Source organism: Megasphaera sp. AM44-1BH (genome assembly GCF_003467125.1).
Lineage (GTDB): Bacteria > Bacillota > Negativicutes > Veillonellales > Megasphaeraceae > Megasphaera.
The window spans coordinates 67,232-81,357 of sequence record NZ_QSFA01000003.1; the positions used below are offsets into that span (position 1 = coordinate 67,232).

At 47.6% G+C, this 14,126-nt stretch carries 9 protein-coding genes, 1 tRNA gene and 1 pseudogene; 6 read left to right on the forward strand and 5 right to left on the reverse strand.

What is annotated here, in order from left to right:
* Positions 1–41 precede the first annotated feature (41 nt).
* The 4 genes from DW949_RS03950 to DW949_RS03965 all read left to right on the forward strand — a co-directional run bounded on the left by DW949_RS03950 (position 42) and on the right by DW949_RS03965 (position 6,899).
* Complete coding sequence (locus DW949_RS03950; protein WP_118021957.1) at positions 42–2,705, forward strand: valine--tRNA ligase; 2,664 nt, start codon at positions 42–44, stop codon at positions 2,703–2,705.
* A gap of 9 nt (positions 2,706–2,714) precedes the next feature.
* Positions 2,715–4,022 (forward strand): folylpolyglutamate synthase/dihydrofolate synthase family protein, encoded by a 1,308-nt coding sequence (locus DW949_RS03955; RefSeq protein WP_199595734.1) that lies wholly within the window; start codon positions 2,715–2,717, stop codon positions 4,020–4,022.
* Positions 4,023–4,217: 195 nt separating this feature from the next.
* The gene (locus tag DW949_RS03960) at positions 4,218–6,014 is read left to right on the forward strand and encodes a phosphoethanolamine transferase (RefSeq protein WP_118021958.1); all 1,797 of its coding nucleotides are present in this window, start codon (positions 4,218–4,220) and stop codon (positions 6,012–6,014) included.
* A gap of 63 nt (positions 6,015–6,077) precedes the next feature.
* Entirely contained in the window at positions 6,078–6,899 is an 822-nt protein-coding gene (locus tag DW949_RS03965) for a 4Fe-4S binding protein (RefSeq protein WP_118021959.1), read from the forward strand.
* Positions 6,900–7,066: 167 nt separating this feature from the next.
* Here the strand turns inward: DW949_RS03965 and DW949_RS03970 are convergent, their stop codons facing one another.
* Entirely contained in the window at positions 7,067–8,800 is a 1,734-nt protein-coding gene (locus tag DW949_RS03970) for an IS1634 family transposase (RefSeq protein WP_118021960.1), read from the reverse strand.
* Between the two features lie 363 nt (positions 8,801–9,163).
* Between DW949_RS03970 and DW949_RS03975 the strand changes: the two genes are divergently transcribed.
* Positions 9,164–11,020: an APC family permease gene (locus DW949_RS03975; protein ID WP_118021961.1), complete on the forward strand. Its 1,857-nt coding sequence runs from the start codon at positions 9,164–9,166 to the stop codon at positions 11,018–11,020.
* 265 nt (positions 11,021–11,285) lie between these two features.
* On the opposite strand, the pseudogene DW949_RS03980 reads toward DW949_RS03975, so the two are convergent.
* Positions 11,286–12,053 (reverse strand): annotated as a pseudogene (locus tag DW949_RS03980) (tyrosine-type recombinase/integrase); the annotation flags it as partial.
* 564 nt (positions 12,054–12,617) lie between these two features.
* Here DW949_RS03980 and DW949_RS03985 point away from each other — a divergent pair.
* A tRNA-Gly gene (locus DW949_RS03985) sits at positions 12,618–12,691 on the forward strand.
* Between the two features lie 87 nt (positions 12,692–12,778).
* On the opposite strand, the gene DW949_RS03990 is transcribed toward DW949_RS03985, so the two are convergent.
* From DW949_RS03990 to DW949_RS04000, 3 genes are all read right to left on the reverse strand, one after another.
* Entirely contained in the window at positions 12,779–13,186 is a 408-nt protein-coding gene (locus DW949_RS03990; protein ID WP_233539480.1) for a HEPN domain-containing protein, read from the reverse strand.
* Complete coding sequence (locus DW949_RS03995) at positions 13,173–13,514, reverse strand: nucleotidyltransferase domain-containing protein (RefSeq protein ID WP_059075643.1); 342 nt, start codon at positions 13,512–13,514, stop codon at positions 13,173–13,175. The genes DW949_RS03990 and DW949_RS03995 overlap by 14 nt, the downstream gene beginning before the upstream one ends.
* Positions 13,515–13,776: 262 nt before the next feature.
* Positions 13,777–14,106 (reverse strand): hypothetical protein, encoded by a 330-nt coding sequence (locus tag DW949_RS04000; protein WP_118021963.1) that lies wholly within the window; start codon positions 14,104–14,106, stop codon positions 13,777–13,779.
* Positions 14,107–14,126: the final 20 nt, after the last annotated feature.

A 14,126-nucleotide genomic window follows, 5' to 3' on the forward strand; every position in this document is an offset into this window, starting at 1 on the left:
AAGAGCGCTTTTTTTATTTTATCTTTGGAGGGAACAGACAAATGAAATGGAATAAGGAAGAATTAGGGGCGTATTCACCGAATGACATCGAAATGTCCTGGTATGATTTTTGGGAAAAAAGTGGCTATTTCCATCAGGATGCCGATAAGAGCAAAAAGCCCTTCAGCATCGTCATGCCGCCACCAAATGTCACGGGGCAGCTTCATATGGGTCACGCACTGGATAATACACTGCAGGACATCCTCGTCCGTTTCAAACGCATGGAAGGATACAATGTTGCCTGGATTCCCGGCACAGACCATGCCGGCATCGCTACCCAGGTCAAAGTAGAACAGCAGCTGGCCAAAGAAGAAGGAAAAACACGCTATGATATCGGCCGTGAAGAATTCCTGAAACGGGTCTGGGCCTGGAAAGAAAAGTATGGCAGCCGCATTGAAAAGCAGGTACGCCGCCTCGGTTCTTCCTGTGACTGGAGCCGTAAGCGCTTCACGATGGACCCTGTATGCGCCCGCGCCGTCCGCGAAGTATTCTGCACCTTATATGAAAAAGGCCTCATCTATCAGGGACAGCGTATCACCAACTGGTGCCCTCATTGCAATACGGCACTGTCCGATATCGAAGTAGACCATTCGGACGTACAGGGCAGCCTCTGGTATGTCAAATATCCCGTCGTCGGAGAAGATGACTACATCATGATTGCCACGACCCGTCCGGAAACCATCATGGGCGATACGGCCGTTGCCGTCAATCCCGAAGACGACCGCATGAAAAAATACGTCGGCAAGAAAGTCGTCGTACCGCTCGTAAATCGTGAAGTCGAAGTCATTGCCGATGACTATGTCGATATCGGTTTTGGTACCGGTGCCGTAAAAATTACACCGGCCCACGACCCCAATGACTTTGCCATGGGCGAACGCCATCATCTGGAATCAATCATGATCATGAATCTGGATGGTACGATGAATGCCAGGGCTGGAGCCAAATACGATGGCATGACACGGGAAGAATGCCGCAAAGCCGTCGTTGCCGACCTGGAAGAACTGGGCCTCCTCGACCACATCGAACCGCTGACCCACTCTGTCGGCCACTGCTCCCGCTGCAAGACTATCGTTGAACCGTTTTCGACGAAACAGTGGTTCGTCAAGATGGGACCGCTGACCGAAGCAGCTATTGATGCCGTCAACGGAGGGAAAACCCGGTTTATCCCCGAACGGTTCAGCAAGACATATAATCACTGGATGGAAAATGTCCATGACTGGTGCATCAGCCGCCAGCTCTGGTGGGGCCATCAGATTCCGGCCTGGTACTGCGACGACTGCGGCAAAATTTCCGTCAGCCGTGAAGATATCACCGAATGCCAGCACTGCCACAGCAAACATATCCATCGCGACCCCGATGTCCTCGATACATGGTTCAGCTCGGCTCTCTGGCCGTTCTCGACTATGGGCTGGCCGGAAAAAACGGAAGATATCCAGCAGTTCTTCCCGACGAGCGTCATGGTCACAGGCTATGATATCATCTTCTTCTGGGTTGCCCGCATGATGTTCATGACCTGCGAATTCATGAAAGAAATCCCCTTCCACGACGTCTTCATCCACGGTCTCGTCCGCGACAGCCAGGGCCGCAAAATGAGTAAATCCCTGGGCAATGGTATCGATCCTCTGGGTGTCTGCGAACAGTACGGTGCTGACGCGCTGCGCTTTACTCTCGTAACGGGCAATACACCAGGTAATGACATGCGTTTCTACATGGAACGGGTCGAAGCGAACCGCAATTTTGCCAATAAAATCTGGAATGCATCCAAGTTCGTCATCATGAACCTGAAAGACTATGATCCCGATTTCAAACCGTCCGCCGATGACCTCACCTTAGCCGACCGCTGGATTCTCACATCCTTCAATGATACGGTCAGCCAGGTCACGGCCAACCTCGATAAATTCGAACTTGGCGATGCCGCTGATGAAGTGTATGATTTCATCTGGAATTCCTACTGCGACTGGTATATTGAACTGGCAAAACAGCGCCTGTACAAATCAGATGATCAGCGCAGTAAACAGACCGTACAGTATGTACTGGTCTATGTCCTGACCCACACGCTGGAAATGCTTCATCCATTCATGCCCTTTGTCACAGAACATCTCTGGCAGCACCTGCCTCATGAAGGTGAAAGCATTATGGTGGCACCGTGGCCGCAGCCGAAGGCCAATCTGGAATTTACTGCCGATGCAGCAGTCATGAATGTCATTATGGAAGCCATCAAGGGCATCCGCAATATGCGTGCCGAATCCAACGTGCCGATGGGCAAAAAAGCTCCGGTCATCATGGTACCGGCTGATGAAGGAATGGCACAGACACTGCGCAAGTATGAATCCTATTTCCACACCCTGGCCTTTGCCGATAAAGTGACCCTGCTGGCTCCTGATGCGGCCAAACCGGAAAATGCCGTCGTCACCGTCGTACCGGGCATTGAAGTCTATCTGCAGCTGAAAGACCTCATCGATGTAGAAAAAGAAACGGCCCGCGTACAAAAAGAACAGGATAAACTCCAGAAGGAAATCGACCGCCTTTCGAAGAAACTGTCTAATCCGGGATTCCTTGGCAAAGCACCGGCAGCTGTCGTAGAAAAAGAAAAAGCCAAACTGGCTGATTATACGGATAAGATGGCCTCCCTCAGCAAACGCATGGAAGATCTGGCTAAATTATAAGAGGCGCCCATGACCTACGAAGAAGCAATTGATTATATCCAGCATGCCAGCGTGTTTGGCGTACAACTGGGCCTGGGCCGGATTCAGGAACTCCTGAAACGGCTGAATAATCCTCAGGAGAAATATAAGACGATTCACGTTACGGGAACCAATGGCAAGGGATCGGTGACGGCTATGATAGCCAGTGCTCTTTGTGAAGCTGGTTTCCAGACCGGGCGCTATACGTCGCCTCATCTGGAAGAATACACCGAGCGGATACACGTCAACGGCGATGATATTTCCCGTGCTGATTTTGCTGCAGCCGTCGCCGTCGTCCGGGACCAGGTGGAAGCCATGGCGGCAGATGGGCTGGAACGGCCGACGGAATTTGAAATGATTACGGCAGCCGCTTTCTGGCATTTTGCCCGTGCCGGTGTCGAATACGCCGTCATCGAAGTCGGGCTGGGAGGTCTCCTCGATTCGACCAATGTCATCGTACCGGAAGTCTCGGTCATTACCAATGTGGCCATGGACCACATGAAATACTGTGGCAATACGATAGAAGAGATTGCGACGCAGAAAGCGGGCATTATCAAAGAAGGCGTCCCTGTCGTTACGACGGCGGAAGAGCCGGCTCTTTCGGTCATTGCCCGTACGGCCTATCACAAGCACAGCCGGCTCTATGCCTATAAGCACAGTTTCGATGTCATTGGCAATGCCGGCCCGGAAGATCCGGCAGCGGGGCAGATGGTGACGGTCCGGGAACCCTATGGTTTTGCCATTACGACGACACTGCCCCTTTTGGGAAAACACCAGCGCGTGAATTGCGGTGCTGCGGCTATGACGCTGCTGCTCCTGGCCCGTCACGAAAAGAAACTGACCCGTACGGCGATTGAACAAGGCCTTCACCACGTACAATGGCCCGGGCGGTTCCAGGTCCTCCGGGCAGGAAAGACCGACGTCGTCATCGACGGGGCGCACAATCCGGCCGGCATCGATACGTTCTGCAAGACCTACAGTGATGTATTCGGGGACAGGAAACGGGTATTCCTCTTCTCTGTCCTGGCCGATAAAGATTATACCCGGATGGTACGGGAACTGTTCCATGACGATGATTACGTCGTCTGTGCACCGGCGCCGACACCGCGCACATCGGATCCGGAAGAAATGGCAAAAATCCTGCCATGCAGGGCCGACTGGGCGGACAGCATCGCTCATGGACTGGACAAAGCCTTTGCTGCCGTGCAGGATGGACAGGTACTCTGCATAGTCGGCTCTCTCTACATACAGGGTGAAGTACGGCAGTACCTGCGCAACACATACTACATAGACATGTAAGTTAATAACAGTAAGACTCCCCAGACCTGCAGCGGTCATAGTACTGCTGCGGGTCTTTATTTATGGGATGAATAGGTGCAACTGAATACGTACCATCATATTGGCAGTCTGTATCGCGCTCCTGGAGTATGATATAATGTAACATATAAATGCGATTTCTTTCATAGACTTCGCCTGACTGGAGAGATGTGATTCATGAATTTTCGCCTTCACAGGTACGGCGGCTGTAATGATATCATAAAAGGAACAGCCTGTGCCGCCGTGTATTCGTTGTGTTATAGTGTCTGTCAGTGGCTGGTTCCAGATCTGTCGTCGTACCGGTTTTATGAAAGTGCTGCTATCTGTGCTCTTCTTGTGGCAGGAAATCTGACAGTTTGGCAGTACGATAAAAAATGGATACGGACGTTGATATTCTATAATGGGATTGTATTGTCAGCAGCTTTTATTCCACTACTGTCTGGTCAGCGGGTTCTCCATGAAGAGATAGCTCATGCTTTTGTCATGGGAACAGCTGTATTTTTCTGCCTTTCCTCTTTGCAGACCATGGCCTGGCAGGTACGGTTTTCCCCCGTGCGGCGTTTCTGCCTGGGTATGGTATATCTGTTGGGCGCTGGTTTCCTGCTCGTACCGTTTTTGTTCTGGGGGTATTATGTGGTAAGTGGCCATGTGCTGTCATCTGCTATCGTCCTTACCCTGTTTCAGACGAACGGCAGTGAAGCCATGTCTTATTTAAAAGACCAGAATGTATTTCTCTGGTGCCTGACGGGGGCAATGGTGCTGTCGGGAATCGTCATCATGATGTATCTACTGTATCGTGCTGGCAGAAAGACGGGTCCGTATCCGCTCTGGATACAGCTCCTGCTGACACTGGTTACACTGGCCGGGAGCCTTTATGTCATGGAGCAGTCATCCAGTTATCTTCCTGTACGGATAATGGATGAAACAGAAAATGTGCTGCAGGAATATCAGAAATATGGACAGGCAAAAGCCGTGCGGCAGGTGCGGCTGAAATCATTGCAGAATCTGAGGGTTTCCTCGTCGGGCGGTATTTTTGTGTTGGTCATCGGTGAATCGGAAAACCGGGACCACATGCAGGCTTATGGATATGACCGGCCGGACACGCCCTGGTTGTCACAACAGGCCGGAAAGGCAGATACTATATTGTTTACCCATGCTTATTCGAATCACAGTCTTACTGTACCGGTGCTGACCTATGCCCTGAGCGAGAAAAACCAGTACAACGACATTCCACTGGAAGATGCCTGTTCTCTCATGGAAGTGGCAAAAGCGGCCGGATATGATACCTTCTGGCTGAGCAATCAGAGACATTACGGTGCCTGGGATACACCTGTTGCCGAAATAGCAAGTACAGCTGATTATCAGCTGTGGCTTAATGAGCGGAACGGGACGGAGGATTGCCGGACGAACTATTTTGATGATATCCTGGCCGATAAGATTCCGGATCTGGAGGAATCTTCCAATGCTCTGATTGTCATCCATCTCATGGGAAGTCATGGATCATATGGGGACCGGTATCCACAGCAGTGGGATATATTTCATGGAGAAAATGAACGTATAGATCAGTATGACAATTCTGTAGGCTATACGGATTATGTGTTACAGAAAATCTATGACCGGGTTAAAACGCAGCCACGGTTTAAGGGTTTTATATATGTTTCTGACCATGGAGAAGAAGTGAATCTGGGTTATTTCCACGAAGCGACGAAATTCACCTATTCCATGAGTCATATTCCCTTTGTCATGATTTTCAGTGATACATTTATTCAGGAATATCCGCAGATGGTTGAAACGCTGCGAAATCATCGGGAATCGTATTGGACCAATGACCTGCTGTACGATATCATGGTCAGTCTCATGGGCATTGACGGAGTATCTACGGTAATGCCCGATTTAGATCTCACATCTGATGGGTATTCTCTTGATAGAGGAACTATACGGACACTTCATGGCACGAAAAAAATAGAAGAATGAATGCCCAGGGGTTTGGCCATTGGCCGGCAGCTCTTGTGGAATTTCGATAAAGGAGGAAGGATAATGCAGATTAGGCAGATTTATATGGTGTCGTTCAGCCCTACCGGCCATACGCGGAACGTGGCCCGGTATTGTGCCGCCCGTCTGGTGGAACGGCTTGCGGTTCCCGTTCATGAGATTTCCTTCGATTTACCGGAAGACCGGAAAAAGGTATACACCTTTGGCCCCCAGGATCTGGTCATCGCAGCAGGCCCGACTTATGCGGGAAAACTGCCCAATAAAATACTGCCGGCTTATACAGAGAATCTCCGCGGGCAGGGAACGCGGGCCGTGGCGATCGTGACCTTTGGCAACCGGTCTTTCGACAATTCTCTGGCGGAGTTGTGTGACGTACTGCAGAAGAACGATTTTTGTCCTATATCTGCCGGGGCCTTCGTTGCGACTCATGCCTTTTCAGACCGGCTGGCTCCCGGACGGCCCGATGAGCAGGATCTGGCAGACATCCGGCAGCTGGCTGACAGGACCGCTGATAAAATCCGGAACGGGACGGATGGACGGACTGTGATATCTGTTGATGGTGATGCGGCAGCCCCTTACTATATCCCCAAAGGCATGGATGGAAAACCGGCGAAATTCCTTAAAGCACGGCCAAAGACCCGGGAGGACCGGTGTGTTCAATGCGGAATCTGTGCCAGAAACTGTCCCATGGGAGCCATATCACTGGAAAATCCGTCTGTCCCTACGGGTACTTGCATCAAATGCCAGCGATGCATCCGGTATTGTCCCCATGAGGCAAAATATTTTGACGATCCGGCTTTTTTGTCCCATGTCCGTATGCTGGAAACGCAGTACACGGCTAAAAAAGCCAATGTGATGTATTGGTAAGTATCTGGCTTTTTTGCAGAAAAGTTATCGTTTGAGGCTTGTAAATCCTTTTTTCTATGATATACTCCCATCTTTGACACTTTTAAAATAAAAAAATGCTCGCAAAGCCTGCTGTAATGGGCTTTGTGAGCATTTTTTGTTTGGTTTTCATACGTGCTATATTTTTCTCATTCCTGTTTTATGGTTTTTGAGTTCTTTATGATGGCTCGCATCGTTGCTTTAGTCATGAATTCATAGTCTGTCCGGAATCCGGTCAGTTCATGCAGATCATCAGTAAGCTGTGTCCGTTTGTAGGAGGGAACATAGCCATTTATGGTAGATAGTTTCGTTACGTTCATCCGGCTCAGTGTCTTGAGTAATTGTGAGCAGGTATAGGTGTTTCCCAGCTTCTTTTCCAATAGCCGGTAGACCAGAAGGCTGATGTAACAGGTTAAGAAATGGGCCCGTATGCGGTCTTCCCGGCGGACGTAGACGGGGCGGGCTTCGAATTCCGACTTCATGATCCGGAAGTTTTCTTCGATTTCCCAGCGCCGCTGATTGATCTTCATAATGTCTTCCGGATTCCCGTCTATATTGGTGACGACGGCATAGAATCCGTCATATTGGGCTTCTTCGGCAATCCGTTCTTCATCCAGACTGTATACATAGGTCTTCGCGACTTCTCCTGTCTCGCAGATGGCGGTTTTCTCAATGAATCGGGCGGGATCGTTAGGATTCTTTCCCCGTCTTTTTTTGCCGGGAGAATCGAGAATCTTCTGGGCCCGTTGTATCTGACTCTGCCGTATGGCCCGCTGGTATGCCTTGTATTTAGGTGAGTAGGTTACAATCAGGGTTTCCTGTTCGTCCAGCGGGATTTCTTTATAATAGATGGTCTGGAATACCTGACTGTTGCTTTCATCCAGTATAGAGATATCGACATACTCCCGGGAACCGGGAGCCCGGAAATACTGAGGATTCAGGGCTACTTCACGGTCTTCCTGTTTCATCTTTTTCAAGGAGTGGGCAATGACATATTGTCTCCCGTTAAGGCTGTTGAACCGCCGGTTAGCCCGGCTGCCCAACCCGGCATCGGAACAATAGATGAACCGGGTGCAGCCAAAATCCTGGATGACCTTTGTCTCGAGCGGTTTCAAGGTCGTCTGCTCATTCTGGTTACCCGGATACATATCGAAGGCCAGCGGGATACCATCGGCGTCCATGAACAATCCCATGGTGATGATCGGATTGGGACGGTGTTCCTTGCTTTTCCCATATTGCCGGCTGCCTTCCGGTTCCTCTATTTCGAAGTAGTAATTGGTGCAATCATAATAGAGGACGGTACGATTCCGTGGTTGTACGGAATTGGAATTGCGGTACAGTTCTTCCTGAATAAAATCAGATTCTGCAGCAATAACCGAAAGAGCACGGTACAGGTTCTGCAGGGTATAGCGGGGCGGTTCGAGTAAGGTCTGGCAGAAGGTATAACTGCTTAACTTACTGGCCGGAGAGAGGATACGGGCAAAAATGAGATCCGTGAGGATGGCAGACAAGTCATAGCTATACTGATGACGCCGCTTGATTTTACGGCAGATGGCATCGAACCGAAGTTCGGTACAAAGGTGCTGTAAGAACAGATAGCCTACGTTAAAGGAGCGTTCTTCATCCTTGGGGATATAGGCGGATTGGGAAAGAGAAATAGAAATTTCTCCGGACTGTTCGTTATATAACCGGGTATCTTTGGCAGCTTCCGATTTGGCCCAAGCCATGAGCTTTTCCTGATTGCCATCGTACTTTTCCAACAGGTCGTCAAGACGGCCCAGTTTACGATGAACGCGGGACGAAGTCCTGCCGTTTTCCTTACGGAAGGATTGCATGATATAAACGCTTTTATTTTTACCAGTACCGGTGATAGCCGCGTACATAAAACCACCTCCATCTCTCTATTATACCACATATAGTACGATATAGCACTAACTAATTTATAAAATTTGACAAAAAAATACGCCATTTTACTGGCTTCGTGGCACTTTTTTTCGCTTGCAGGTGTCAAACTCCCGAACATGCCGCAGCCCTCGTCGCCTCTAAATAGCACGATTTCCTCCTTAGACAAAAAGGCATCCTTTGACTTGCAGCAGCGAGGGATGTCTTTTTGCTATTGTTTCTGAAATCTTATGGTCAACAGGAATAACACATGAAAAACCTTTATTGACAGGGGTATGAAAAGGGATTATACTGAGCTGTATTTAGCAAAATGCAGTTTCTTACAATAAAAAAAGGAGGCTATCATGCTATTCAAAACGATTAGTCGCCACCTTCTCGGCAAGCCTTTGGAGAATACCAAACTCGAGGGCGAACAGATGCCAAAATGGAAGGCCCTGCCTATTTTCTCATCGGATGCCCTGTCATCCGTCGGGTACGGGCCGGAACAGATTGCCATCGTCCTGGCTTCGGTACCGACCTTAGCGACATACCGTTATTTCGGACCTATCGTCTTAGCTATCATTGCCTTATTATTCATCGTTGCCCTGTCCTATACCCAGGTCGTCCGGGTCAATCCGGGCGGCGGCGGTTCCTATGGCATCGCCATGAAATACCTCGGTGTCTACCCGGCCCTTACGGCAGGGGCGGCGCTTCTGGCCGATTACATCCTGACCGTTGCCGTTTCCATTTCTTCAGGGACGGCGGCACTGGTCAGTGCCTTTCCGGTCCTCCACCCTTATCACGTCTACCTTGACCTCGGCGTTCTCATCCTGATGATGATCGTCAACCTGCGCGGTACCAGGGAGGCCTCAACCGTCTTCGTCTGGCCGACGTACTTCTTCTTGGCTACCATGGGGATCACCTTAATCGGCGGCTTCTATCAAATCTGGAACGGCACCCTCACGGCTCATACCGTCGCTGTCGAAACGGTAGCCCCATTGAATCAGACCGCCTTGATGCTCATCGTCCTGCGGGCCTTTGCTAACGGCTGTAGTTCCATGACCGGCATCGAAGCCATTGCCAACGGTGTCACCATGTTCAAGGCGCCTCAGCAAAAAAACGCCATCGAAACGACGGCTATCATGGCCTGTATCCTGGCAATCATGCTCGGCGGCCTCGGTTACCTCATCATTTATCTTCACCTCTTGCCGACACAAGGCTACACTCTATTGTCCCTCCTTGTCGAAGATATCTTCAGCCGGACCTTGATTTACTACGTCATCCAGATTTTGATGATGGTCATCCTCTACATCGCCGCCAATACGGCCTACAACGGCCTGCCGCCGCTTCTTTCTTTCATGGCCGTCGACGGCTACGCCCCCCGCTACTTTGCCAACCGCGGTGAACGCCTGAGCTATTCTAACGGCATCCAAGTCCTGACGCTCATGGCCGGCATCTTGATTGTCCTCTTCCAGGGTAATATTGAGCACCTCATTTCCCTCTATGCCATCGGCGTATTCCTCTCCTTCACCATTGCCCAATCGGCCATGGTCGTCTACTGGAGACAATGCCGGGAACGAAACTGGCGCCTCTTTTCCGTCATCAACGGCTTCGGTGCCCTGGTCACGGCCTGCGTCGTCGTCATCGTCCTCATCACCAAATTCATCTACGGAGCCTGGATCATCGTCCTGCTCATCCCGACCTTGGTCTATATGTTCCTTAAAGTCCATCATCACTATGATGACGTCCGAGAACAGCTGTTGCTGACACCGGAAGAGTATACGAAAGTCATGACCACCGACTTAGGCCGCAATATCATCATCATCCCCATCGCGTCCCCGACTCAAGCCGTAGCCAAGGCCATTCGCTACGCCAAGATCATCAGCGGTCCGAAAGATAAAATCTATGCCGTCCACGTCTACAGCGACGATGAACGGGGTAAAAAAATCAAAACCTTGTGGCGCCAACTGGAACCCGCCATCGAGCTCATCATGCTTCAATCGCCTTATCGGCAGTTGACGGACCCGCTCATCACCTTTATCCAAGAGCTGCGGAAAGAGACGGCTCCGAAAGATACGATTACCGTCCTCATTCCGGAATTTGAAACGAAAAAATTATGGCACCGCCTGCTTCACAACCAGAGCGGCTGGCTGCTAAGACTCCGTACCCTGCCTTACTTAGACGTCGTCGTATCGACAGTCCCCCTGCAGTTTACGAAATAGAAATCAAGTAGCATCTACAACAAAGCCCCGTCGAAGGAAATTTCTTCGACGGGGCTTTCTGTTATGGAACTGTCATCGGGAGATGGTCAGTTATTTTTTATAGAGCATGCGGACCGAATTGAGGACACACAGGGCGGCGACGCCGGAATCGGCAAAGACGGCAGCCCACATGGAAGCATAGCCGGCAAACCCGGTAATCATGACGACGCCTTACCGCCAAGAAGACATAATTGTTCTCATTTATATATCCTTTCGATTCCAGATATTTGATTTGTTTTCTTTTAAGTTGTTCTAATAATTGGCTGAGGAAGTCACTGATGTAAACTGTCCGGATGGACTTGTCCGTCTTTGGATTAGAGACTTCAGTACAACGAGATGATACATATTTCACAGACCTCTGAATACAGATTTTTTTCTCATCCCAGTCTATATCCGACCATCGCAAGGCGCTAACTTCACCTTTTCGCATCCCTGTCATCAAAGTTAAATAAAATATAGCCCTGTGTTTCAATTCACTGTAGTTATCAGGTAAATCATCTATTGCCTTCAGCAATTTCTTCAGCTGTTCTTCCTGAATAATGGGATAGTGATGATAATTAGGCTTTGGTATTTCTCTGTGTTCTAATCTGTCACAAGGGTTTTCCTTGATATATCCCCATTCAACAGCTTTAGACAGGATATGTTTTAAAAGAGCAAAGTTTTTGTGAATCATAGTCTCTAACAAGAATCGTTGTTTTTGCCTAGAATTATGATGAATCTCACTCTGGTGAAGTTCATAGATGAAAGCCCGGATATCTTCAACGTTGATATTTTCGATAGGTTTGTCATGGAAGAATGGCAGAATCCGGTTTCGCAACAGTGTCCGGTTATATTCCCTTGTCGTCATGGCCAGATGGATATTATGTCTCTTATCCCAGATACCGACAAAATTATCAAAGGTAATTGCCATATCCTTATGGACAGGAGCAGCTACTTCTTCAGCTTGTAATTCTTTTGCCTGAAGTTGTAGTCTGAATTTATCTAGTTCCTTCATAGCGGCTCTTTTGGATTTAGCTACGATGCGTTTACTTTTACGGATTTTGTTGCCGTCCTTATCTTGACCTATATAGACCCGAAGCTCCCAATGACCATTTCCTCGATTGATTACAGTAGCCAACAATTACACCTCCTAAAAAAGAGGCTCACTTAGAGAGCCTCTTTGATATGCTACGATACTATAAATTGTATTTTTATTACCATTTCATTCATAAATCATTGCCCCTTTTTATTTTCCATAAAATCGCTTAACCATGCGGTTTATAGGCCCTTTAAAGCTTGTATTCTATAAATGTAGAGCTTGTATTCAGGGTCAAACTGCACCCCTCCTGCACCCCTTTTGAAGAAAAACCACTAAAAATCAGTGAAAATGTACAGTAAAACAAATACTCAGAAAATCAATAAAAAAAGGCGGAAAAAGCTAGATTTTATCTGCTTTTCCGCCCATTGTTAACCATTATAAAAGGCCGTGAGGCCTTATTTTACCAGTATTTCAAGAAAATTCTTCGAAAACCTTTACAAACCGCATGAATACTGGTAAAATGAACAAGTAAAAGTTCATGCGGGTGTAATTCAGTGGTAGAATACGAGCTTCCCAAGCTTGGTACGAGGGTTCGATCCCCTTCATCCGCTCCATACCAAAAGGCGGTCCCATGAAGCAAAATTGCTTCATGGGACCGCCTTTTTTCTATTTTTTATTTCTTTTACAAACAAAAATAATAGCTATTGAGAAATTCGTTTAACTAAATAAATTTCAACCGCATGGCAAAAATCAAGTGCCTTATCATATTGCTCTTTTGCTTCTAATTGTGAAACTATAAAAAAATCAGCATAATCCGTGTTATTACGAATCTGAAATGCCTGGCTAAGGTATTTAGAATACATTTTATCAAAAATTCCTGTTTTAATATATTCCTTTTGGAAATAAGAAATAACTCCAGCATGTTTTTTAAAATCTACACCATCCAGAGCCAAAACAGCTCTGACTGCTGTAAACATTGCATAATAAGATCTGCTAACAGAATCTTTATAACTCCTGCATTCCAGCAAAATAGAAGCAGCATGTAATTTTTCTTTCGCCATGTTTAACCTGTATCTCATTAACTCTACCCGGTTTTCATGCAACAACATTCACTCCCTCTTTTTTTATATTACGATAATAAGGAATATCATCTTGGTATTTCATATATTCATCATAGGGGATAACTGCAGGAGAAATAATTGTTCCATATTCAAGCTCTAAATCAGCAGAAATATCCCACACTTTTTTTAACTTTTCCTGTAAATCCAGCCGTTCACCGTGTACAATGGCCACTAAATCAATGTCTGAATCTTCCGTATTATCCTTTCGTGAATAAGATCCATATAGTAGAATCTGATCAATGGCATCACCAAAAGCTTGGTAATATGCATCTACCACGGCCTTAATAATTTTTTTTAATTCTATTTCTGAGCACATGGTATCATCACCTTATTAAAAAATCCAGGATTCAATCCCGACTAAAGAGGCGGGAAATTTCTTGAAAAATCTGTTAAAATCATTGTAGCAAATATACCGGTTTTATACAATACAAATGCACTTAACAAGTATTTATCAGTTATGTACGATGATTATAAAGTTCTTGGCTCATTGCAGGTATTCTTTATTTTTTAAGCTCCGAGCTATAAGTGATACAATGAAAGGGACTGTTTATGCAACCCAGTCCCTTGTATTATACACCTTATTTTCTTTTACTCATCTTCGGCGCCGTTTTGATGACGACGTTGCGGCCATCTTTGACAACTTCCAGCGAAATATCACCGACGCCGTCTTTATAATAGGCCATCTTGATATCGAGAAGAATAGTTCCGACCTTTTTCTGCAGGTCATCCGTAAAGAATTGTTTCCGGAAATCCTCTGCTGTCTGCTGGGACGCCTTCTTCTTTACGACAGGACGCCGGGTTACTGCTTCTTCATCATCCCAGTCCGCCGTTTCAAAGGTCACTTCTTCCTTTACCCCCTTGAACATGTCCTCCAGAGAACGGTTCTTAGGGATTTTATGTTTTGCCATATGAATTCACTCCTTATATG

Bases quoted from the DNA above. Each gene is read 5' to 3' on its own strand.
- DW949_RS03950 (WP_118021957.1), top strand. From the start codon at position 42: ATGAAATGGAATAAGGAAGAATTAGGGGCGTATTCACCGAATGACATC.
- DW949_RS03955 (WP_199595734.1), top strand. From the start codon at position 2,715: ATGACCTACGAAGAAGCAATTGATTATATCCAGCATGCCAGCGTGTTT.
- DW949_RS03960 (WP_118021958.1), top strand. From the start codon at position 4,218: ATGAATTTTCGCCTTCACAGGTACGGCGGCTGTAATGATATCATAAAA.
- DW949_RS03965 (WP_118021959.1), top strand. From the start codon at position 6,078: ATGCAGATTAGGCAGATTTATATGGTGTCGTTCAGCCCTACCGGCCAT.
- DW949_RS03970 (WP_118021960.1), bottom strand. From the start codon at position 8,800: ATGTACGCGGCTATCACCGGTACTGGTAAAAATAAAAGCGTTTATATC.
- DW949_RS03975 (WP_118021961.1), top strand. From the start codon at position 9,164: ATGCTATTCAAAACGATTAGTCGCCACCTTCTCGGCAAGCCTTTGGAG.
- DW949_RS03990 (WP_233539480.1), bottom strand. From the start codon at position 13,186: ATGTTGTTGCATGAAAACCGGGTAGAGTTAATGAGATACAGGTTAAAC.
- DW949_RS03995 (WP_059075643.1), bottom strand. From the start codon at position 13,514: ATGTGCTCAGAAATAGAATTAAAAAAAATTATTAAGGCCGTGGTAGAT.
- DW949_RS04000 (WP_118021963.1), bottom strand. From the start codon at position 14,106: ATGGCAAAACATAAAATCCCTAAGAACCGTTCTCTGGAGGACATGTTC.